We start from the raw sequence: 21,939 nt of genomic DNA on the forward strand, positions 1-21,939 counted from the left end.
ATATCATCGTCATTCGATTAACAAGGAATCTATTTAATTAAGGCATTGCAATCTACAATCAATGCTACCTGTCCATCTCCAAGAATGGTTGCTCCGGAGATCGCAAAAACATTCGTTAAATAATTTCCTAATGATTTAAGGACTACTTCTTGCTGTCCAATGAATGAGTCAACAATCAAGCCAGCCATTTTATCTCCTTTTCGAACGATGATGACCGAGTGGAATTGATCTTCACTATGTTCTGACGGTACCTCGAAGATATCCTTTAAGAACAGTAATGGTACGACCTTGCCTCTAAAATCAATCACCTTTTGATTATGCGCATTCATAATATCAGTTTCTTTGATTATGGCTGTCTCAATGATTGATGACAAAGGAATCGCGAATTTTTCTTTCTGGATTTCAACTAACATCACAGATATGATTGATAATGTCAAAGGAAGCTGGATGGAGAAAATTGTTCCCTCATTTTCCTTAGAATCGATTGAGATTGAACCTCCCAAAGACTCTATCGTATTTTTGACCACATCCAACCCTACGCCTCGTCCTGAAATATCTGAAATCTTCTCAGCAGTCGAGAAGCCCGATGAAAGGATTAGTTCATATGCTTGTTTATCAGTAAACCCAGCCGCAGATTGTTCGGTAATGATTCCCTTGCTGATTGCCTTCTGTAAAACTTTATCCCTGTTGATTCCAGCACCATCATCCTCAATTTCAATGAATACATGATTGCCGCTGTGGAAAGCGCGAAGCACCACCGTACCCTCTTCGTTCTTGCCCTTTGCCCTGCGTACTTCAGGAGATTCAATTCCATGGTCGACTGAATTTCTCAACAGATGCACCAACGGATCACCAATTTCATCTATTACTGTGCGATCCAATTCTGTTTCAGCACCTACGATTTCGAGGTTGATCTTTTTATTTAAGTCTCTCGCTAACTGGCGAATCATTCTCGGGAAGCGGTTGAATACTGTTTCTACCTGAACCATCCTCATATTAAGGATAATATTTTGCAAGTCACCGGATATCCTGGACATCCTTTCGACCGTTTCAGTAAGTTCACCATTATCCAGATCTTTGGAGATTTGCTCCAATCGGCCACGGTCGATTACAAGCTCTTCAAATAAATTCATCAGGATATCAAGTCTTTCAATATTCACCCTTATGGTTTTGCTGCTGCTCACCGGCTGTTTGGCACTGCCCTTTTTCTCATTGGCCGGCACCACTTCAGAGCCAATGGATTGAGTCTGCTCAGAAGAAGTTGGAACCGCTGCTTCAGGGACATTTTCAATTGCCAAAACTTCATCTTTTGAGTCATTACTATCTTCATCAAAGTCTAATGATCTGAGATCGGTTTTTACAACTTCAGAAACCTTCATGATTTTGGCTTTTATATCCTCTGGATCCTCTTTGGAGACAATAGTAATCGAAAATTCATGGTCAAATTGTTCTTCCTCCAGCTGCTCTACTGAAGGGTTTGCTTTGATTACTTCACCAATTTTCTCCAAAACCTCAAAAACCATATAGACTCGTGCAGCTTTCAGTAAGCAATCTTCCCGTAAAGCGATCCCAATTTCATAAACACCGAACCCTTGTTCTTTGGACTGTTTTAAAACAGTCAGTTCGAATTCATCATAGTGAGATTGCTGCTTGGCTTCTAAAACGGCTGCAGCGGCAACTTCCTTATTAGCGGGACCTGACAGCGGTTCCCCTTTTTCAATCAGTTTCAACTTTTCAACTGTTTCAGTGACGTCCTTTTTACCATCGCCTCCAGCCGCTATTGCCTGGACCATGTCCTCAAGGTGATCAACAGCCATGAAAATAACATCAATTATTTCAGGTGTTGTTGTCAGTCTGTTATTCCTTATCGCATCAAGTACATTTTCCATTTGATGTGTAAGACTTGCCAGATCCTCGTAACCCATTGTCGCTGACATCCCTTTAAGAGTATGAGCTGACCTGAAAATTTCATTAATGATTGATAAGTCCTGGGGATTTTTCTCTAATTCCAATACTTGTTCATTACAGGCCTGTAAATGTTCTTTACTTTCTTCGATAAAGACTTCAAGATATTGATTCAATTCCATGTGCACAGCACCTCCGGCCTCATATATAATTCATGATCGATTGCGCGATGTTTTCTACATTCGCTACCTCATCAACCATATTCGTTGCTATTGCTGCTTTTGGCATTCCGAAGACAATTGACGTATCCTGGGATTCGGCGATCGCTTTTACAATGCCGTTCTTTTTCATTTCAACCAGTCCCTTGGACCCATCTGCCCCCATTCCTGTCATGATGACAGCAATTTTAGAATAGTTCTTGATGGTACTGACAGACTCGAACATCACATCAACGGAAGGACGATGTCCATTTCGAGGCGGTGATTGGCTAAGACTGATTGCCAGCGATGAACCTAAACTCTTAACCTTTAAGTGAAAGCCGCCTGGAGCAATGTATGCAGTCCCTTTTTGTAAAAGCTCGCCATCTTCCGCTTCCTTGACTCTAATCTGGCTTAAGGAGTCCAGTCGATTGGCAAGGGACTTGGTAAAACCGGGCGGCATGTGCTGGACGATAAGGATTGGTACCTCCAAGCCTATTGGCAATGAAGTTATAACTTGTTGTAATGCTCTTGGCCCCCCGGTAGAAGTTCCAATGCAGACAATCTTTTTGGATTGGTTAAATCCCCTGGTTGTTACGTTGCTCGCTGGCTTTATCTCTGAATCTATGGAACTCTGCAATTTCTTTCCAACAGTATATGAATCTTCCAGGAAGTTTATTTTTGCTATATTAGCTTTGCTTGCCGATAACACCTTTTGGACTAACTCTGTTTTGACTTTATGTAAATCTATTGAAATGGATCCCGACGGCTTGGCCACAAAATCCACAGCACCCGCCTGAATCGCCTGCAGCGTCGTATCCGCGCCTTCTTTCGTGGTGCTAGAAAGCATAACAACCGGCAGAGGGTGCTCCTTCATTATCAGCTTCAATACTTCCAAACCGTTTAGTTTCGGCATTTCGACGTCAAGTGTAATGACATCAGGTCGGAATTCCCGGCATTTCTTAATGGCATCCTCCCCATTACGAGCCATGCCAATAACCTCAATCTCCGGGTGTTCTGATAGAAAGTCGTTGATCAGCTTTCGCATGAAAGCTGAATCATCTACGATGAGAACTCTGGTTTTTGCCACTCGACCACTACCTTTCGAAAAGGAATTGCTTCAATCTAGCTGTAAAACTCCTGTTATCTCTCTTTTCGGCATTGTAGCCCGCATTATTGATATATTTTTCGATTATCGCTGCCATTCCTTTAGAAGCTTGTGACCGTTCATTGAACATTGTAAATGGAATCTGGCGTTTTACTGCTTCCTGGACAGTTTTATCATCCGGCAGCATTCCAAGCTTGATAGGTGTCCTTCCTAAAAATTTCCCAAGGACATCGTCCAGTCTAGCCATCGTATCATTCCCTTCTTTGACAGAACCAGCCCTGTTGACCACCAAATAGAAAGGCAATTCTGAATCTGAAAGGTGGATGTATTTCATAGTAGCGTATGCATCCATCAGGGAGGTAGGCTCTGTCGTAGTGATTACGAATATCTCGTTAACAGACAGAAGGATTGATAAAGTCTCCTCGTTCAAGCCGGCTCCCATATCAAAAATAAGATAATCATACTTTCTTAGAACTTCACTTAAACTAGAGATGAAGTAATCGACGCCTGCACGGTCCATCCTGACTAATTGGCTTAAGCCTGTCCCGCCCGAGATATACTCGACACCGTATGGTCCCTGAAAAATTACCTCCTCCATCGATGATTTTCCTGAAAGAAAATCGGCAATGGAGAGTGAAGAACTTTTCCCCATCAAAATCTCGATATTCCCCATACCGATATCCAGATCAAACAGCAAGACCTTATAGCCTTTTTTGGCGAGGGAAATCGAGAAGTTGAGCGAGAAATTCGATTTCCCGACTCCGCCTTTCCCGCTGACCACTGCGAGTGTTTTCGCTTCCTTGGCGAAAGTGTTCGTTTTAAGTCGGTTTCTTAATTTTTCTGCCTGGTCATTCATAGGTGCTGACTCCAAGAATAGTATTTGCAATAATATTTGGCTTTGCCTCGATCAGGTCATCTGGCACATCTTGTCCATTGGTCAAATAGGCAATTCCAGTTGAGAATTTTGACGCCATATTGAGCATTGCACCGTATACCGAAGTTTCATCCATTTTTGTGAAAATGAATTTATCAATATGGATCAGCGAAAATTGCTGCCGGATTTCTTCCATATCTTTTTGTTTTGCCGTCAATGCCAGGACAAGATAAGTCTCCATATCCCTTCCGAAATCGATGACATCTTTTAAATCGTTGACATACTTTTGATTCCTGAAATTACGTCCTGCTGTATCGATGAAGACAAGGTCATAGTCCGCGAATTTATCTGTGGCAGTCTTGAAATCATCCATGTTGTAGCAAACTTCTATTGGGACATTGAGAATTTTCGCATATGTTTTCAACTGCTCAATAGCAGCAATCCGATAGGTGTCTGTGGTGATAAAAGCAACTTTCTTCTGGTGCTTCAATACACAATCAGCAGCGATTTTCGCCAGTGTTGTCGTTTTTCCAACGCCCGTCGGTCCAATGACATTGACAAATTTTCTTTTAAAAGAAATTCCTTCAAATGGAAGAGGAGAAAGCTTTTGTTCAATTGCCAGCCCACTCCATTCAGTTATTTCTGCTTCACTTGCAGCCGCTCCGCCGAGATACCATTTTTCAAGAAGAACTGCAGCCAATTCATCAATAATCTCTTGGTTTATATCCATATCCCTCAGGATTTGGATTTGCCTGCTGATTGGTTCGGGCAAAGAGACTCCCTCGATTTTCCCTGATTCCTTTAGCAATTCCTTCAGCTGGGAAATTTCTTTCAAAAGATCCTTGTCGGCTTTTTGCGGTGTTTCCGTTACAGGTTTCACTCGAACAGTTGGTGTATCCTTTTTAGGTACTTCTCTCATGATCACAGGGCGAGTAAATTTACCTGGTTGATCCACACTGGCTGCCTTTGAATTTAAGTCAGTGTCTGGGTCAATGGCAGCAATTACCTCAATGCTATTTTTCTTAAAAAAGCCCATGAATCCTCCTGTCTGGACGACACGGGAATTAAGAATCACTGCCTCACTGCCCAGCTCCCCCCTGACGAGTTTCATTGCTTCAGGCATGGATGAAGCTGTATACTTTTTCACTTTCATTCTACATTCACCACCCCGACACTTTGGACTTCAACATTTGCTTCAAGTTCGTTATACGACAATACGGGAATTTGTGCGAAATACCTTTCTGTCAGCTGGCGCACATACATCCTTACGGCAGGTGAGCAAAGTATAATCGGTGTTTGTTCCATTATGCTCAATTGCTCTACCTGGTTTGCCACCGATTCCAATATCCCCTGAGAAACTGCCGGGTCAAGTGACAGGTAGTTGCCGTGCTCTGTTTGCTGAACACCTTCCGCAATCACCTTCTCTACCCTTCCCGATAGAGTAATCACCTTCAGGGTCTCCCCATTGCGTGAATACTGGTTCGTGATTTGTCTTGCCAGCGCCTGGCGAACATATTCAGCAAGGATATCCGTATCTGTCGTCACTTTACCGTAATCAGCAAGAGTTTCGAAAATAATCGGCAAATTTCTGATTGATACATTTTCTCTTAGAAGCTTGCCAAGCACTTTTTGGATTTCCCCGACTGATAAAGGATTCGGCGTCGCTTCCTCAACCAGGATCGGATAGCTTTCACGAAGATGATCGATCAGCTGTTTAGTTTCCTGTCTGCCCAGCAGCTCGTGTGCATTAGCCTTGATTACTTCTGTAATGTGGGTCGAAACAACTGAAGGCGGATCGACTACTGTGTAGCCAAAGATTTCTGCCTGCTCCTTCATTTCTTCCGTGATCCATTTAGCAGGCAACCCGAAACTTGGTTCGATTGTATCGATGCCTTCAATAGAATCATCATCTATTCCTGGACTCATTGCCAGATAATGATCGAGAAGCAATTCTCCCCTGGCCATTTCGTTCCCTTTGATTTTCAGTCTGTATTCATTCGGCTGAAGCTGGATATTGTCCCGGATTCTGACTACTGGAATGACCAGTCCCAGCTCAATGGCCAGCTGCCTTCTGATCATGACAATCCGGTCCAGGAGATCTCCTCCCTGGTTAGCGTCAGCCAGAGGTATCAAACCATATCCGAACTCAAACTCAATCGGATCAACATTCAATAGATTAACCACACTCTCAGGACTCTTCATTTCGTCCATCTGTATGTCTTCTTCCATTTCCTGCAGCTGCTGCTTATCTGGCTCAGGAACACGGGAGAAGGAGTAGCCGCCGAATGCCATCAATGCCGCAATCGGAATTGTCAGCAAATCGTGGATGGGCGTAAACAGCCCAAGCAGGAAAATCGTTCCTGCACCGACATACAGCATTTTAGGATAAGCCAGCAGCTGTGAAGTAATGTCAATTCCAAGGTTCCCATCAGATGCAGCTCGAGTGACCACGATACCCGTCGCTGTCGAAATCAGAAGTGCCGGGATTTGACTGACAATCCCATCTCCAACTGTCAATAGTGAGAATTTTTCAGCTGATTCACCAACGCTTAACCCTAATTGAGTCATGCCGATGACAATCCCGAAGATCAAGTTGATCAGAACGATGATGATTCCAGCTATCGCATCTCCTTTTACGAATTTACTCGCACCGTCCATTGCGCCGTAAAAGTCTGCTTCACGGCTTACCTTTTCACGTCGCTCACGTGCCTGCTGTTCAGAAATCATCCCGGCATTCAAATCAGCATCAATACTCATTTGCTTACCAGGCATCGCGTCAAGGGTAAACCTTGCTGCAACCTCTGATACACGCTCGGAACCTTTCGTGATGACTATGAACTGGATGATGATCAAGATCAGGAACACTACCATCCCGACAACAACATTCCCCCCAACAACGAATGTGCCGAAGGTCTCAACCACCCCTCCAGCTTCACCTTTTGAAAGGATGGAACGTGTTGTCGAAACATTCAAACCAAGCCTGAATAATGTTAACAACAGCAGCAGTGAAGGAAAAACAGAAAACTGGAGCGGTTCAGTCATATTCATTGTGTTCAACAGCACCAGAAGTGCAATTGAGATGTTTACCATGATTAGGACACTTAACAGCCATGGCGGAAAAGGAATGATCAACATGGCTACGATTAAGATGACACTAAGCAGGACGGACAGGTCTCTTGCTGACATACTACTTCTCTCCTAAACACTGCATACCTGAAGAATTACAGCACTTTATTTTTTGTTTGATACACATAGGCCAGGATTTCAGCCACCGCTTTGAAAAACTCCTCAGGGATGGCATCACCGATCTCAGCCTGGCTGTATAACGCCCTCGCCAACGGACGGTTCTCGACAGACATAATCTCATTTTCCTTGGCAATCAATTTAATCTTCTGTGCGACAAAGTCGACACCCTTCGCCACAACGATCGGAGCATCAGCCTTCTGGTCGTCATACTTTAATGCAATCGCGAAGTGTGTCGGGTTCGTAATGACCACATCCGCTTTTGGAACTTCTTGCATCATCCGCCGCATTGCCATCTCTCTTTGCTTCTGCTTAATCTTAGACTTGATAAGAGGGTCACCTTCGATGTTTTTATATTCATCTTTCAAGTCTTGTTTTGACATGCGGATACTTTTCTCATAATCATATTTTTGGTACAGATAATCCAATAATGATAAAAATAGCAATGCTCCGGAAGCAAAAAGGCCCATTTGCAGCGTCAGCCCGGCAATGGTTGCCAATGCAGCACCAACACTCTTATTAGCGAGGAGAAGTACCTCGTCCAATCGCAGCCAAAGGACTGAGAAAGCGATCACGCCTACGAAGGTGATTTTTAGGATCGATTTTAGCAATTCAACGATTGCCCTCATTGAAAAAATCCTCTTGAAGCCGCTGATTGGATTGATTTTCTCAAGTTTCATTTGGATTGCTTCAGTAGAAAACATATAACCGACTTGGATGTAGTTGGCAGCAACCCCTGCGATCAAAGCAACGATCATGACAGGACCCAGGAAGAAGACCAATTCAGCCAATATTTCAATCACAATAGATTCGATATTATTCGCAGTCAAATCCATAAACATATAGTTTTGCAAGGAATGGCGAAGGACCCCGATAAGTCTCTCCATCATCACACTGCCAAAAAACATCAAAAACAAAAACACAGCAAGAAGGACAATGGCAGTATTGACATCCTGGCTTTTGGCAACCTGTCCTTTTTTCCGCGCGTCCTGTCTCTTTTTGGGAGTCGCTTTTTCTGTTTTTTCACCAGCAAAATACTGCAGGTCTAACCTTAAAAAATCCATTTAAGCTCCTCCGATCAATTCCATCAAACCCCTCATGGTCAAAAGGGTAGTGGAAAACAGATCTGTTATAACCATGATCAGCACGCCCATAACCGCAATAAGTACGAGGAAGCTGACACCGATTTTAACTGGCAGCCCGACAACGAAAATATTCAATTGCGGGACGGTCCTTGCTACAATCCCAAGGGCAACATCAACCAGGAACAAGCTGCCGACCACCGGCAAGGACATCTGGAAGGCGATTATGAACATTTTATTGAAAGAGAGGATGATGAATTCCGCAATATTTTCATTCCCAAACGGTATGGTCACCTGATCGATGGGGATAAAATCATAACTGTAAAATATACCATCCATCAAAAGGTGATGGCCGTTTACTGTCAGTAAAAACAAAAGAGCAATCGTATATAAATACTGTCCCATCAGCGGACTCTGTGCCCCCGTCTGGGGATCGATGACATTCGCAATCGCAAAACCCATCTGAAAATCAATAAATCCCCCGGCAATCTGGATGGCTGCCATCATCAATGCTGCAATGAAGCCTATGAATAAACCAACCATTGCCTCCTTGATGACCAGCAGGAAGTACGTGCTGTCTATGGCGATTTCAGGGGCTCCTATTGCTGTAAACATTATGATAGAAAGCATGAATCCAAGCCCTACTTTATGAGACGCGGGAATCGTCCGATATGAAAATAAAGGCATCATCAAGAAAAAGGATGTCACCCTTACAAAAATCAGCAGGAATGCCGGAAACGCTGGGATGAACTCTAACATTTCATCAGCCTACAAACCTAGTAAGATTCGAAAAAATCTCCGTCGCATAGCTCAGCATATAACTTAGCATCCATGGACCAAAGAAAACGACTCCGACCAGCACCGCCACAATCTTTGGCACGAAAGCCAGAGTCTGTTCCTGGATTTGCGTAGTTGCCTGGAAAATACTGACGATCAAACCAACTACCAGTGCTAAAATCAACAGTGGCCCTGAAATCATTAAAACTGTATAAATTCCTCGTTCTGCTATCGAGATAACCGCTTCTGATGTCATTTTCATTCACCTGCTTAAAAACTTTGTAATAATGATTTCACGACTAAATACCATCCATCTACCATGACAAAAAGTAAAATCTTAAATGGAAGGGAAATCATAACGGGCGGAAGCATCATCATACCCATGGACATAAGGACACTAGCCACTACCATATCGATCACCAGAAAAGGGATGAAAATCATAAATCCAATCTGGAAAGCTGTTTTGATTTCACTGATGGCAAATGCAGGTACGAGGGCAGTCAAAGGGATATCCTGAATAGATTCAGGAGTTTCAGCCTTTGAATACTCCAGAAATAACGCCAAATCCTTCTGCCTCGTATGCGCGCTCATGAATTCCTTGAAGGGAACTGACGCCCGCTCATAGGCTTGCTCCAAATTGATTTCTTCATTAAATAAAGGCGTCAGAGCTTGTTCATTCACTTCATGGAAAGTAGGTGCCATGATAAAGAATGACAGGAACATCGCAAGCCCGACCAACACTTGGTTAGGCGGCATTTGCTGTGTTGCAAGCGCCGTTCTGACAAAGGAAAGAACGATGATGATCCTTGTAAAACTTGTCATTAAAATCAAGATGCCTGGCGCAATCGAAAGTACAGTCAGCAGGAGCATCAGCTTTACGGATGTTGATACACTCTCAGGAGTACTGCTGTTGAAAAACTCCATAAACTCATTCATTTTTTTCTGACCCTTTCTTCTGTATCTCCTCAAGCATTTTCTTTCTTCCGCTTGCCATATCATTCAGCTGGTCCTTCAGCAATGCGGAAAATTCGGAACGCTGATTGCCGCCATCTCTTTTCGCTCTTTTAAGCAACTTTGTCACAATATCGCTTGGCTGTACAAGCTGCTCCATTTTATTGTTATAGTCCTGGATGACTTGGCTGTACTCCTCCGGGTCGTCAATTTCTTTTAAAAGCTGTATATTTTCTCCCACACCAACAATAAGCAGCTTATTACCCGCTTTGACGATCTGTACCGACCTGTTGGCACCAAGGCTTGTGCCTCCAAGATTCTCAACAAGCTGCGAGCTTTTATAGGTCATGCTTTTCTTATTGATGAATTTGAGGAGGAAGTAGATTAATGCTGCCACAAAGGCGGTAGCAAGAATCATCCTGACGAAATCCAGGAAACTGACCCCTACCTGGGATTTTTCATCGTCTGATTGGTTTGTTGTATTATCTGCCTGTCCATCATCACAGGACTCAGGATTTTTCAAACAATCCTTCACACTTTTATTTAGCTGCTCTGCGCTCGCCAAGCCAATTGGACTGAACAGAGCAGCTAATAAGAAAAGAATTGTCGAGGCAGTTCGGATTAATCTTAACAATTTGCCGCACCCTCTAAATGATAAAAGTTCACTAGCTTAGTGTTTTGGAAATAGCTTCAATAACACGGTCTGCCTGGAATGGTTTTACGATGAAATCTTTAGCTCCTGCCTGGATTGCATCAATGACCATCGCTTGCTGGCCCATTGCTGAACACATGATGACCTTTGCGTTCGGATTGATTTTTTTGATTTCCTTTAATGAAGTGATACCATCCATTTCCGGCATGGTAATATCCATTGTGACAAGGTCAGGCTGGAATTCTTTATATTTTTCAAGTGCCTGTGCACCGTCTGCTGCTTCTGCGATAACCTCAAAGCCGTTTTTTGTCAAAATGTCCTTAATCATCATTCTCATGAAAGCCGCATCGTCTACGACTAAAATCTTGTTCGCCATTGAAATTCCCCCTGAAGATTATTTTAATTTTTTAATGCGATCGCTCTGGCTGATTATATCAGTAACACGGACACCAAAATTCTCATCAATCACTACTACTTCTCCCTGGGCAATCAATCGATTGTTAACCAGGATATCGACTGGTTCTCCAGCGAGCTTGTCCAGTTCGATAATTGAACCTGATCCGAGCTCAAGGATGTCTCTTACTGAGCGCTTCGTCCTGCCCAGTTCAACTGTCACCTGCAGCGGGATATCAAGCAGCATATCCAGGTTCTTTGTTTCCGCCGGCTGCGGCTGTGATGATTCAAAGCTGGAAAACACTGCTGGCTGAACCGTAGGCTGTGCGCCAGTCATCACATTGCCAAAGTGCTGTGGTCCCGCAGGCATCGGCTGAGAATAGCCTTGTTGTTGCGGAACGTTTTGATAGGCTGGCTGCTGATAATAAGCCGGCTCCTGATGTCCTTGATATTCCGGCTGTTGCACTGGCTGATAATGGGCATTATTTTGGTTTTCCTGGATAGGATTAACTTTGCTTTGTTCAACCGGATGACTTTGCGGGATAGCTGGTGCCGGTTTTTCCGGTACTGCCTCCTGGGCTGCTCCTGGATTCAAGAGTTCGTCAACCAGACTTTTAGCGAATGTGACTGGCAAAAGCTGCATAATATTTGAATCTATTAAATTGCCGATTTTTAACGAGAAAGATACCTTCACCAAAATATCATCCTCAGGAATCGATTCAGTGCCTTCACCTTCAATGACATTCAACAGATTGATATTGGGAGGTGAAATATCCACTCTTTTGCTAAAGACTGTCGACATGGAGGTAGCCGCAGATCCCATCATCTGGTTCATTGCCTCTTGTACGGCACTCAGCTGGATTTCGTCCAGTAAATCCCTTGGGTTTAATCCATCACCGCCCAGCATTAAATCTGCTATGATTGCCGCGTCATTCTGCTGGATGACAAGCATATTGCTGCCGGTAAAACCTTCTGTGTAATGAACCTGTACGGCCACATAAGGATCTGGAAATGCATCTTCCAATTTTGATTTATGCACCAATGAAACCGTAGGAGTATTAATTTCCACCTTCTGGTTCAATAAAGTTGATAGTGCAGTGGCTGAACTGCCGAATGATATATTGCCTATTTCTCCTAACGCATCTCTTTCCATGAAAGAAAAATAGTCATCCACGTTTATTGCACTTTCTGTTTCTTCTGCTTCCTCAGAGGTTCCTCTTAGAAGCGCATCAATTTCATCTTGAGATAACATGTCATCGCTCACCATCATCGTCTCCCCCCTTGAATGTATCAAACACTTGAATGGCTAACTTTTTGTTCAATTTCCCTGGCTGTCCAACAAATTTAGGGATCTCTCCGACTTTTATCAGTAAAGGCTGGTCTATTTGCTGATTCAGTTCAATTACATCGCCGATATCAAGCATCAGGAAGTCCTGGATCGAGATTTCAGACGAGCCCATTTCCGCTGTAATTGAAACATCAGCCTTTTGGATTTCACTCTGCAGTACTGAATTTTCGATTGGCAAGCTTTGTTTCTTATCGGACTGCATCCAATATTTCACTGACAATTTAGGAATAATCGGCTCCAGTACTACATGCGGTATGCATATATTAATCATTCCGCTTGCTTCTCCGATCGTAGTGTTCAAAGAAATCACCACGACGGTTTCATTTGGCGAAACTATCTGCAAAAATTGCGGATTGATTTCAAATTCCGAAAGCTGCGGATCGATATCGGAAATCGAACCCCATGCTTCCTGGAAATTTTCAAATGCTTTCTCAAACATATTGGACATGATCCTGGTTTCGATTTCTGTCAAGCTATCGACTTTATTATGGCTTGCCCCTTTTCCTCCAAGCAGCCTGTCCATCATAGCGTATGCAATGTTAGGGTTGACCTCCATCAGGATCCTGCCCTCCAGTGGTTCTACATCAAATACATTCAATATCGTCATCTTGGGAATGGACCGGATGAATTCCTCATAGGGGATCTGGTCAGCAGACGCGACACTGATGTTTACATATGTCCTTAACTGGGCGGAGAAAAAAGTAGTCAATAACCTGGCAAAGTTTTCATGGATTCGGGTAAGGCTGCGGATTTGATCTTTCGAGAAACGTAAAGCTCTTCTAAAATCATAAACTTTAACCCTTTTTTCTACTTGTTCTTTCTTTAATTCATCCGCATCCATTTCTCCTGTTGATAATGCTGATAACAAAGCATCAATTTCGCTTTGCGACAATACATCTCCCGACATGCTCCTCACCTCCATATAGTTACGGTAATTTAATTCAATCTGTTATTGGAGGAGAGAACCTGTTATGTAGACCTTTTTGACCTTTCCGTCAAGCATCAGGTCATTTATCTTCGTTTTCAGGACTTCTTCAAGGTTCATCTTGCCTTCCTTGCCTTGCAGCTCTTCTGCCTTTTTCTCGGATAGTTCATAAATAATCAGGTTTTTCACCTGAAAATCTCTCTTTTCCAGCTCTTCCTTCGCCTTTTTGCCGTCTGTTTCAATTTTAAAAGAAATCTTTATAAAATCATTTGATGCAAGGTTCGTCGTTACCTCGGGAATGTCTACGGAAGCCTCCAGCACCTCATCGATGCTTGGCTCTTTTTCACCATCTTCAGCTGTAAGCTTCATAACCGCTACAACTGCGATCGTCCCTACAAGCAATATGGCTACCAGCATGACCGACATAATCATTACCAGTTTATTATTCTTCATGATTCAGTTCCTCCAACATTCGCCCTCCAAGAAGGCCGACACTCTGATAAAATTCCTGGATCAATTTGCTCACTTCGTCTTCACTTTCCCTTACGACATACTTTCGTCCATTGGTTAAGGTAATCGTTGTGTCCGGAAAAGCTTCTACTACTTCGATAAATAATGAATTAATCCTAAATGATTTACCGTTTAATTTCGTTACTTTAATCACAATAATTCACAGGGGCTAAAAGGATCTCCCTTTCAGCCCTGCTCCTCTCCTAGTCTATCGTTTTAGGTTAATCAATTCTTGAAGAATTTCATCCGAGGTTGTAATAATTCTAGTATTTGCCTGGAAACCACGCTGAGCCGTGATCATTTCGGTAAACTCCTCAGAAAGGTCTACATTGGACATCTCAAGCGCACCTGCCGCAATGGATCCTCTTCCTTCACCAGGGACATTGATATTGGGTGTACCCGAGTTGACTGATTCCTGGAATGTGTTATTCCCTATCTTGGAAAGCCCTGATGGATTACTGAATTTAGCGAGTGCCAATTGGCCAAGCGTAAGGACTAATCCGTTTGAAAAGACACCATTTATCTCACCAGTTGAGCCAATGTTAAAGCTTTCGAGCGCGCCCTGGGTATTACCGTCAGGGTAGGCGTTTGCGTCCATGCTGCCTCCGTCGGCAGTTAAGTCTTCAATTGGTAAAGCAACATTAAATGGTACCGGTGTACCTGACCCATTATTAAGTTGCAAAGTAATATTTTGTGGTGTATTTGTCGGTATCTGGATGTTGACCGTCGTAATATTTGGATTTGGCTGGGTGGGATCAGCTACCGGGATGGATTTATCCACAAAAGATACAGTCCAGTTACCATTTGCTGCTCCAGTTGCACCATTCGGCTTGATCGTCATATCAATTACATGTTCTATCCCGTTTCCATCTACAACTTTTAATTGCTGAAGCAATTCAGAAGAGCCCTTTGCATCTTTCGGAAGATTTCCTTTCATCACTAATTGGTTCGTCTGTTTTGCTGGCAATAGAGAATTAACGTTAACAGTAATGTCCTCAAGAATTCCATTATTGAGTGATTGCACCTTCAATCCCTCACCAGTAACGAGTGTCCCGTTATCATCCAAATAGAAGTTTCCGGCACGGGTATACATTTGGGATTGCCCTTGTTTTACAACGAAGTAGCCATCTCCTGAAATGGCGAGGTCAAGAGCGCGTCCTGTTGTCTGCAGGCTTGATTGTGTATCGATCAAGTCAATGCTGGCGATTGTGGAACCTAAACCTACCTGCATCGGATTTTTGCCGCCCTTATTCTCTGTAGCAGCACTAGCACCGGAAATGGTTTGATTCATTGTGTCCTTAAAAGTAACACGGCCCTTTTTGAAACCGTAGGTATTTACATTGGCAATATTGTTGCCGATTACGTCGAGTTTTGTTTGGAAGTTTTTCATTCCACTGATTCCTGAGTACATTGAACGAAGCATTATTTAAAACTCCTTTCGATTTGGGGGCTGCTTCAATCGGTCCACAGCCCAGGCCTCCGTAAAGGTCCAGCCTATTTATTTTAATTTTCCATGACGATCGTTCCATTTATATTGGTGAATATTTGTTCTGCTGCTTCCTGCCTGCCCATAGCTGTAATGACCGTGTTGTTTTTCGCGCTGACAATCAGCGCCGCGTCTTTCAGCAGAACAAGTGAATCACTCACGCCTTTGGCTTTAGCCTGACTAACTTTTTCCTCAATCCTGTTCCAGCGCTCCTGGGATATGTTAATTCCTCGCTGCTCCAAACGTTCAGTTGCATGCTTGCTTATGGTCAGTCCATTCTTTGATTCGATGGCACTCTGCAATTGCAAGGAAAAAGGTGTTTGTGTTAACTTGTTAGCATTCGCTGGTTTTTGGTGATTCCTGTTAACAGGCAGTGAATGAATTGGACGGAATTGCGTTTTATCCATTACATCACTTCCTTATGTTATTGAATTTTTGTAATCTGTGAAGAAATGATGCTTGTGTTTTTCTCATCATCCAGCAAATAAGATGTCTTTCCATTTTTAAATGAAACAGACAGGACATTAGCAGATTTCTCTTGGTTATTTTCATCAAGATAGGTAATGGTCTTTCCAATCAACATGCTCGCCTGCAGCATATGATTTTCGCTTGATAACTCATTGATCTGCGAAATATTCGCTGGTTCCAGCGTCGTGCCGTCCTCAAGTACAAAAGAAACGGTATCTTCCTTGAACTGGACCGAGGCAACCTTTCCATTCCCTTGTTTAACGGTTTCCTCACCATTTGCACTTTCAATCCTGTGCCAGGTAATATCCTTGCCCACAAACTGGCTATAGGAAATCATTTTGTTTTGCTGTTCAGCCTGCACAAAACGGTCGATTGATTTTCCCATATTCGTGATTTGCTCAAGTGTCGAAAATGTTGCCATTTGTGCTATGAAATCTTTATCCTGCATCGGATTCAAAGGATCCTGATTCTGCAGCTGGGTCATCAGGATTTTCAAAAAATCATCTTTCCCGAGAATATCTGAACCAGCTTTCCTGTCCTTTTGAAGATTGGACAGTAGATAAGTAGAATTGATTGTATTCACCATTGTCTATCTCCTAAGCTTCAGTATTTAGCAGTGCCTCTTCAAAAGAGAGATTAAAATCCCCCTTTTCGTCTTTCTTTTCTTGCTGCCCTCTGTCTGAATGTCTTTCCTGCTGCTCGGAATCCTTGTTTAGGAATCGTTCTTGCTGAGCCTGCTGCTGAGTCACTTCAATCCTGTCAACCGAAAGGTTCTGTGCAGCAAAAGCTTGTTTCAATCCATTGATTTGCGATTCGAGCGTTTCCTTTGCTGTACCAGAGGTGGTTATGATTCTTGCCATCATCGTTTGGTCCCTCTGGAAAAGTTCAATCCGAATGCTGCCCAGGTGCTCAGGGAATAACTTAATGAATAATTTTTGTGTTCCACCACTATTCATAAAATGCGATTTTGAAAGGATCGATTCAAACTGCTTCATTAATTGATCAGCTGAAACTGGCCTTTCTGGGCTGTTCATCGTTAACACCAGCTGTTCAGCCTTGGTCATTTGCGGCAGGAAACCAAGTGTTCCTGTTGGACCGTCCGTCTTTAAAACTGAGCTATGGTCAACTAAACTATTACCCTCCGAAAAGATTTTTTTCGAACCAAGGTTTAGGTCGCCAGCTAACTGGGTAAATCGTTTTTGTAAATAATCGGTAGTTGAATTGGTGTTATTTGTTCCCAAAAGGTTCTTTAATGCTTCACCGAGACTTTTCAAAGATTCCTTTATAGAATCAGAGTTTTTAAAACCTTGACCATCAGCATATCTGGACATTAATTCATATAGCTTCAGTGCCTTTAAGGCTTGTACATCACTTTGGTCTAACTTCACCAATAGTTCATCAGCAGGCTGATTGGCAATCCCTGTTAATAACACCGCTATGGAAGCCAGCAGCTCTTCATCAGAGGCATTCGCCAATTTCTCTCCATCAGCACCGGACCACTTTTGGATAAAAAGTTTTAATTCTTCATTATTGATCCCAAGTTGTGACAGCGCCTTGTTTAATAGACTTCCAGAATCTGAATTCAGCATATCCAGAAGCTTCATCCCATCTTCTCGCTCTAAAAGGTCCGATACGTTAATTAGTTCTGCCAGCGAACTTAGTTTCCCGAGCTTTTCTCCATCTTTATCTGCTCCAGTTGCTGCGGCTGGATTAGTTTTCCCTGATAAAACTGTTGACATTAACCCGGCAAAAGTTCCTCCCGTTTCTCTTTTTTCTGCCACATTCTGCTTTCCCGACGGGATGGCATTAAAGGATCCCAGTCCTCCAATTTCCATTTTTTTCACCTCCTCTCAAGTTTCGTGGAATTAACTAATTTCCGTTCGTTTCATTCGTCAGTAATTCTGTATACTTAGCTGCTTCTTCGGCTGGGAGTTTTTCCATAATGGCAGCTAGTGATTCCGGCTTGATATTTGTCAGAATCTTAACTGCTTCGTCCGTGTCCATATTGGAGATAATCGGTGCCGCACTCTTTGCTGACATCGTTTCATACGTTTTGACGATTTCCCGGAATGCTCGCTTGTTTTCTTCCTGGATCGCAGTCAATTCCTCTATTTGTGCCTGTAGCTGTGCTTTTTCCAGTTCCATACGTTTCAGCTGTGTATCCTTGCTGTCGATTTTCGACTCCAGTTGTTCCATTTTTGCTTCCCGGTCTTTAATTTCCGCTTCAAGGCTGATGATATTCTTTTCAAATTCCTCGGTGGACGGCTGGTTCTCTTCACTCACATACTGAGAAATGAATGGTACTTTTCCGCCAATGTCCTTCGCAGTTTCAAAAATATTGATCCCCAGTATCGAAAGAGCAACCAGAGCAATAACAACTGCAAACATGCTTGGGATGGCAACCACCATCAAAAACCAATGGAACTTATTTTCTTCCTGACTTTCCTTTTCCTCCACTTTCTGCGCCATTCGATCACCTAATTTCCCGGTTCATGTATTGCTGAATCGAGACTTCGTCCATCATCCTGCTCTCTGCATATTTTTCAGCTGCAAGAAATTGAAGATGGTCTTTCTCTTTGATTTTTTCGTACTTTTTTACTTCTTGATTTTTTTCCATCAGCTTCACTTGTTGATAGTTCATGATATTTCTAGCGTTCATCACGACTTTTTGATAGTGAGCAATCGATTTTTCCAGATTTCCGATAAATTGTTGATGGTGTCGTATTTCCTGGACTGGCAAACCATCCAGCAGCCGGTCTGATTGGAAACACTCAATGTCCTCTTTTTTCTTCAGCAGATGATAGAGTCGGTCAGCAGCCTCTTCGAATTTTTTGACTGAATCCTGGTAAACGACTTGAGCTTCGTCCACTTCTCTCGTTTTGAGTGAAAGGATCTTATCAAACTTGAATTGATATCTCATTGAACCATCAACCTTTCCTTACCAGTTGCAATAGAGCCTGGACACTCTCATTTATTGAAACTTTTTCATTGGTTCCTTGTTTTAAGAAATTAAGGATTTGTGGATATCTCATAATTGCTTCGTCTATTTCCACAGATGTGCCTTTTTTATATGCGCCGATATTAATCAGATCCTCAGCATTGATATAGGTACTTAATAATTCCCTCAATCTTTCTGCTGCTTTGACATGGTCATCGGAGACAATATTATTCATGATTCGGCTTATGCTTTTTAACACGTTCACTGCCGGGTATTGGCCTTTATTGGCTAAGTCCCTGTCCAATACAAAGTGGCCATCAAGAATTCCCCGCACCGTGTCGGCGATCGGCTCATTCATGTCATCACCATCTACAAGCACAGTATAAAAGCCTGTTATTGATCCAAATTCATTTGTCCCTGTCCTTTCGAGGAGCCTCGAAAGGATGGCGAAGACGGAAGGAGTATAGCCTTTCGTGGTAGGTGGTTCGCCAACTGCCAGTCCTACTTCCCGCTGGGCCATCGCTACCCGTGTAACAGAATCCATCATCAGCATGACATTCAAACCTTTGTCGCGAAAATACTCTGCGATGGCTGTTGCCGTATAGGCACCTTTAATCCGCATCAATGCAGGCTGGTCAGAAGTTGCGACAACCACAATTGAACGTTTTAACCCTTCCGGCCCCAAATCACGTTCTATGAATTCCCTGACTTCCCGTCCACGCTCACCAATAAGTCCAATAACATTCAGGTCTGCGTTAGTATTTCTCGCAATCATTCCCAGCAACGTACTCTTCCCGACACCACTTCCGGCAAAGATCCCAACACGCTGGCCGCTGCCGACTGTGAGCAGGCTGTCAATCATCCGGACTCCAACTTCGATTGGTTCTGAGATTGGCGGCCTGCTCAAAGGGTTGGGCGGATCTTGTTCTGTTGGAACGGATGCCAATCCTTTTGGCAGGCTTGATTGGTCGAGCGGAACCCCCAGAGAATCCACTACTTTCCCGATCAAACCAGGCCCAGCTTTGATTTCAAGCGGTTTCATTGTCGTTTCAACCAGACTTCCAGGTGATATATCATGAATGGATGTATACGGCATCAAAATGACATTTTCATCTTGAAAGCCGACAACCTCAGCCTGTATTTTCCGCTTTTTCTTAGTGCCAACATGGATAAAGCACACATCACCTATTGAACTTTCAGGACCCTGGGATTCAATCATCAAGCCGATAACTCTTTTTACACGTCCGTAACGTTTAAAACTATCCACAAAGTCGACATGTTCCAATAAATCCTCGGCCTTCATCATTGTTCACTCTCCAGCATTTCAAACAGCTTAATTTTGATTTCCTCCAATTGGCTGTCTACACTTGCGTCAATCCTGCCATTTTCTGATTCTATGATGCACGAAGTCTCCTCAAGCTCATCATCCGGGTAGATATAAAAATCAATATCCTTTGGAAAGATGGCAATCAGTTCTTCTTTTTGAGAAAGCAGGTCCTGGTAATGTTTTGGATGTACATGCAACTGAATATCCTTATAATCTCTGGAATTTTTTAATGCTCTTTTTACCAGGGTAAGGAAACCTTCAGCTGCTGCTAGTTTTTCACCAAGTATCTTCCCTGCAATTTTCACTCCGAGATCAAGAATGACCTTTTCTGCTGATTCAATATGATTCTGGTAATCCCGTTTCGCCGCTTCAACTGTTTCCTGAGCAAACAGGATTGTTTGACGATATTCTGCATAACCCTGGTTTTTGCCTTCTTGATAGCCTTGCTCAAAACCAAGCTGCCTGGATTCTTCGGCTAAGAGGGAACTTTGCTGCTCCCATTCTTGCTTCTCCAGGTAGATTTGCTGACGGATCTGCTCTGCTTCTTCAATGGCCCTGGACACAATGTTATCTGCTGCTGCTGCCGCATTATCCAGGATCCTCCTTCTTTCATCTTCTGTATGAGTGAATACCTGTGGATCCTCATGTTGATTTGATGCTTCCAACATCCGGATGGAAATGACCTTTTTTTCTGCAGGCAAGGTACTGGTGTATTGAGATTTGATGAGCCTAGACAATAATATCATCTCCCCCGCCACGGGCAATGACGATTTCACCGGCTTCTTCCAGACGTCGAATAATTGCTACAATCCTGGACTGGGCTTCTTCGACATCCCGCAGTCTTACAGGACCCATGAATTCCATTTCATCCTGGAAGGTTTCAACCATCCGCTTAGACATATTTTTAAAGACAATTTCTTTCACTTCATCACTTGATACTTTAAGAGCAAGCATGAGATCTTCATTTTCACAGTCTCTGATAACACGCTGGATTGCCCGGTTATCAAGTGTGACAATATCTTCGAACACGAACATCCGCTTCTTGATTTCCTCTGCAAGCTCTGGATCCTGGATTTCCAGGGCATCAAGAATCGTCCGCTCGGTTGCACGGTCCACTCCATTCAATACATCAACAACAGCCTCAATACCGCCAGTTTGCGTATAGTCCTGAGTAACAGTTGCAGAGAGCTTCCTTTCAAGAATCTGCTCCACTTCATTGATGATTTCTGGTGATGTGCTGTCCATCACGGCTATGCGCCTGGCGATATCAGCCTGGACATCCTGTGGCAGTTCAGATAAAATCTGGCCTGCTTGTGCCGAGTCTAAATAAGAAAGTATAAGAGCAATTGTTTGCGGATGCTCATTTTGAATGAAATTGAGAATTTGTCCGGCATCCGCTTTTCGCGCAAAATCAAATGGCCTCACTTGCAGTGATGAGGTCAATCTATTGATGATCACTGCGGCCTGATCAGTTCCCAGTGCTTTTTCCAATACCGTTTTAGCGTAGCCAATTCCACCTTGTGTGATATAATCCTGTGCCAGCGCGATACTGTGGAACTCTTCCAGAATTTCTTCCTTTGCCATCGAGTCAACCTTCTTCACACCAGAGATTTCAAGTGTAAGTTTCTCGATTTCTTCTTCACTTAAATGCTTATAAACTGAAGCCGAAACATCTGGCCCTAGCGAGATCAGGAGGATTGCAGCCTTCTGTTTTCCTGTTAATTCTTTTTGGTCTTTCCTCACCATTGGTCCTCC

The 21,939-nt window shown here is 43.2% G+C and carries 24 protein-coding genes; all 24 read right to left on the reverse strand.

Going from position 1 to position 21,939, the window contains the following annotated elements; genetic code table 11:
- Window positions 1-29 precede the first annotated feature (29 nt).
- Window positions 30-2,087: a chemotaxis protein CheA gene (locus tag J7E35_RS03895; RefSeq protein WP_214777137.1), complete on the reverse strand. Its 2,058-nt coding sequence runs from the start codon at window positions 2,085-2,087 to the stop codon at window positions 30-32.
- A 19-nt stretch (window positions 2,088-2,106) separates the two neighbouring features.
- Window positions 2,107-3,192, reverse strand: coding sequence for a protein-glutamate methylesterase/protein-glutamine glutaminase (locus J7E35_RS03900; protein WP_214777139.1), 1,086 nt, complete (start codon window positions 3,190-3,192; stop codon window positions 2,107-2,109).
- Window positions 3,193-3,199: 7 nt separating this feature from the next.
- On the reverse strand, window positions 3,200-4,066 hold the full coding sequence (locus tag J7E35_RS03905; RefSeq protein ID WP_214777141.1) for a MinD/ParA family protein: 867 nt from the start codon (window positions 4,064-4,066) through the stop codon (window positions 3,200-3,202).
- Window positions 4,059-5,237: a flagellar biosynthesis GTPase FlhF gene (gene flhF, locus J7E35_RS03910; protein ID WP_214777143.1), complete on the reverse strand. Its 1,179-nt coding sequence runs from the start codon at window positions 5,235-5,237 to the stop codon at window positions 4,059-4,061. Before flhF ends, J7E35_RS03905 begins: the two co-directional genes overlap by 8 nt.
- Window positions 5,234-7,270, reverse strand: coding sequence for a flagellar biosynthesis protein FlhA (gene flhA, locus J7E35_RS03915; RefSeq protein ID WP_214777145.1), 2,037 nt, complete (start codon window positions 7,268-7,270; stop codon window positions 5,234-5,236). The genes flhF and flhA overlap by 4 nt, the downstream gene beginning before the upstream one ends.
- Before the next feature lie 35 nt (window positions 7,271-7,305).
- Window positions 7,306-8,391 (reverse strand): flagellar biosynthesis protein FlhB, encoded by a 1,086-nt coding sequence (flhB, locus tag J7E35_RS03920; protein WP_214777147.1) that lies wholly within the window; start codon window positions 8,389-8,391, stop codon window positions 7,306-7,308.
- Entirely contained in the window at window positions 8,392-9,168 is a 777-nt protein-coding gene (fliR, locus tag J7E35_RS03925) for a flagellar biosynthetic protein FliR (protein WP_214777149.1), read from the reverse strand.
- Between the two features lie 4 nt (window positions 9,169-9,172).
- Entirely contained in the window at window positions 9,173-9,442 is a 270-nt protein-coding gene (gene fliQ / locus J7E35_RS03930) for a flagellar biosynthesis protein FliQ (RefSeq protein ID WP_214777712.1), read from the reverse strand.
- 14 nt (window positions 9,443-9,456) lie between these two features.
- Window positions 9,457-10,122: a flagellar type III secretion system pore protein FliP gene (gene fliP / locus J7E35_RS03935; protein ID WP_214777152.1), complete on the reverse strand. Its 666-nt coding sequence runs from the start codon at window positions 10,120-10,122 to the stop codon at window positions 9,457-9,459.
- Complete coding sequence (locus J7E35_RS03940) at window positions 10,115-10,771, reverse strand: flagellar biosynthetic protein FliO (protein ID WP_251040741.1); 657 nt, start codon at window positions 10,769-10,771, stop codon at window positions 10,115-10,117. The genes fliP and J7E35_RS03940 overlap by 8 nt, the downstream gene beginning before the upstream one ends.
- A 31-nt stretch (window positions 10,772-10,802) precedes the next feature.
- A complete protein-coding gene (locus J7E35_RS03945) occupies window positions 10,803-11,165 on the reverse strand; it encodes a response regulator (protein WP_214777154.1) in 363 nt (120 codons plus the stop codon).
- A gap of 18 nt (window positions 11,166-11,183) precedes the next feature.
- On the reverse strand, window positions 11,184-12,449 hold the full coding sequence (gene fliY / locus J7E35_RS03950; protein WP_214777716.1) for a flagellar motor switch phosphatase FliY: 1,266 nt from the start codon (window positions 12,447-12,449) through the stop codon (window positions 11,184-11,186).
- The gene (gene fliM, locus J7E35_RS03955) at window positions 12,436-13,437 is read right to left on the reverse strand and encodes a flagellar motor switch protein FliM (RefSeq protein WP_214777156.1); all 1,002 of its coding nucleotides are present in this window, start codon (window positions 13,435-13,437) and stop codon (window positions 12,436-12,438) included. The genes fliY and fliM overlap by 14 nt, the downstream gene beginning before the upstream one ends.
- Window positions 13,438-13,479: 42 nt before the next feature.
- Entirely contained in the window at window positions 13,480-13,908 is a 429-nt protein-coding gene (gene fliL, locus J7E35_RS03960) for a flagellar basal body-associated protein FliL (RefSeq protein ID WP_214777158.1), read from the reverse strand.
- Complete coding sequence (locus J7E35_RS03965) at window positions 13,898-14,119, reverse strand: flagellar FlbD family protein (RefSeq protein ID WP_167831742.1); 222 nt, start codon at window positions 14,117-14,119, stop codon at window positions 13,898-13,900. The genes fliL and J7E35_RS03965 overlap by 11 nt, the downstream gene beginning before the upstream one ends.
- A 54-nt stretch (window positions 14,120-14,173) precedes the next feature.
- Window positions 14,174-15,388, reverse strand: coding sequence for a flagellar hook protein FlgE (locus J7E35_RS03970; RefSeq protein WP_214777160.1), 1,215 nt, complete (start codon window positions 15,386-15,388; stop codon window positions 14,174-14,176).
- An 80-nt stretch (window positions 15,389-15,468) separates the two neighbouring features.
- Entirely contained in the window at window positions 15,469-15,858 is a 390-nt protein-coding gene (locus tag J7E35_RS03975; RefSeq protein ID WP_214777162.1) for a TIGR02530 family flagellar biosynthesis protein, read from the reverse strand.
- Between the two features lie 17 nt (window positions 15,859-15,875).
- On the reverse strand, window positions 15,876-16,505 hold the full coding sequence (gene flgD, locus J7E35_RS03980) for a flagellar hook assembly protein FlgD (protein ID WP_214777164.1): 630 nt from the start codon (window positions 16,503-16,505) through the stop codon (window positions 15,876-15,878).
- 10 nt (window positions 16,506-16,515) lie between these two features.
- Window positions 16,516-17,754 (reverse strand): flagellar hook-length control protein FliK, encoded by a 1,239-nt coding sequence (locus tag J7E35_RS03985; protein WP_214777166.1) that lies wholly within the window; start codon window positions 17,752-17,754, stop codon window positions 16,516-16,518.
- A 34-nt stretch (window positions 17,755-17,788) separates the two neighbouring features.
- The gene (locus tag J7E35_RS03990) at window positions 17,789-18,388 is read right to left on the reverse strand and encodes a MotE family protein (protein WP_214777168.1); all 600 of its coding nucleotides are present in this window, start codon (window positions 18,386-18,388) and stop codon (window positions 17,789-17,791) included.
- A gap of 4 nt (window positions 18,389-18,392) precedes the next feature.
- Window positions 18,393-18,839 (reverse strand): flagellar export protein FliJ, encoded by a 447-nt coding sequence (fliJ, locus tag J7E35_RS03995; RefSeq protein WP_214738175.1) that lies wholly within the window; start codon window positions 18,837-18,839, stop codon window positions 18,393-18,395.
- Between the two features lie 7 nt (window positions 18,840-18,846).
- Window positions 18,847-20,160 (reverse strand): flagellar protein export ATPase FliI, encoded by a 1,314-nt coding sequence (gene fliI / locus J7E35_RS04000; protein ID WP_214777718.1) that lies wholly within the window; start codon window positions 20,158-20,160, stop codon window positions 18,847-18,849.
- Window positions 20,160-20,930 (reverse strand): flagellar assembly protein FliH, encoded by a 771-nt coding sequence (gene fliH, locus J7E35_RS04005; RefSeq protein WP_214777170.1) that lies wholly within the window; start codon window positions 20,928-20,930, stop codon window positions 20,160-20,162. The genes fliI and fliH overlap by 1 nt, the downstream gene beginning before the upstream one ends.
- Window positions 20,914-21,930, reverse strand: a complete 1,017-nt coding sequence (gene fliG, locus J7E35_RS04010; protein WP_192470394.1) for a flagellar motor switch protein FliG — start codon at window positions 21,928-21,930, stop codon at window positions 20,914-20,916. Before fliG ends, fliH begins: the two co-directional genes overlap by 17 nt.
- Window positions 21,931-21,939: the final 9 nt, after the last annotated feature.

The sequence above is a fragment of the Bacillus sp. ISL-45 genome (genome assembly GCF_018613195.1).
Classification (GTDB): domain Bacteria; phylum Bacillota; class Bacilli; order Bacillales; family Cytobacillaceae; genus Mesobacillus.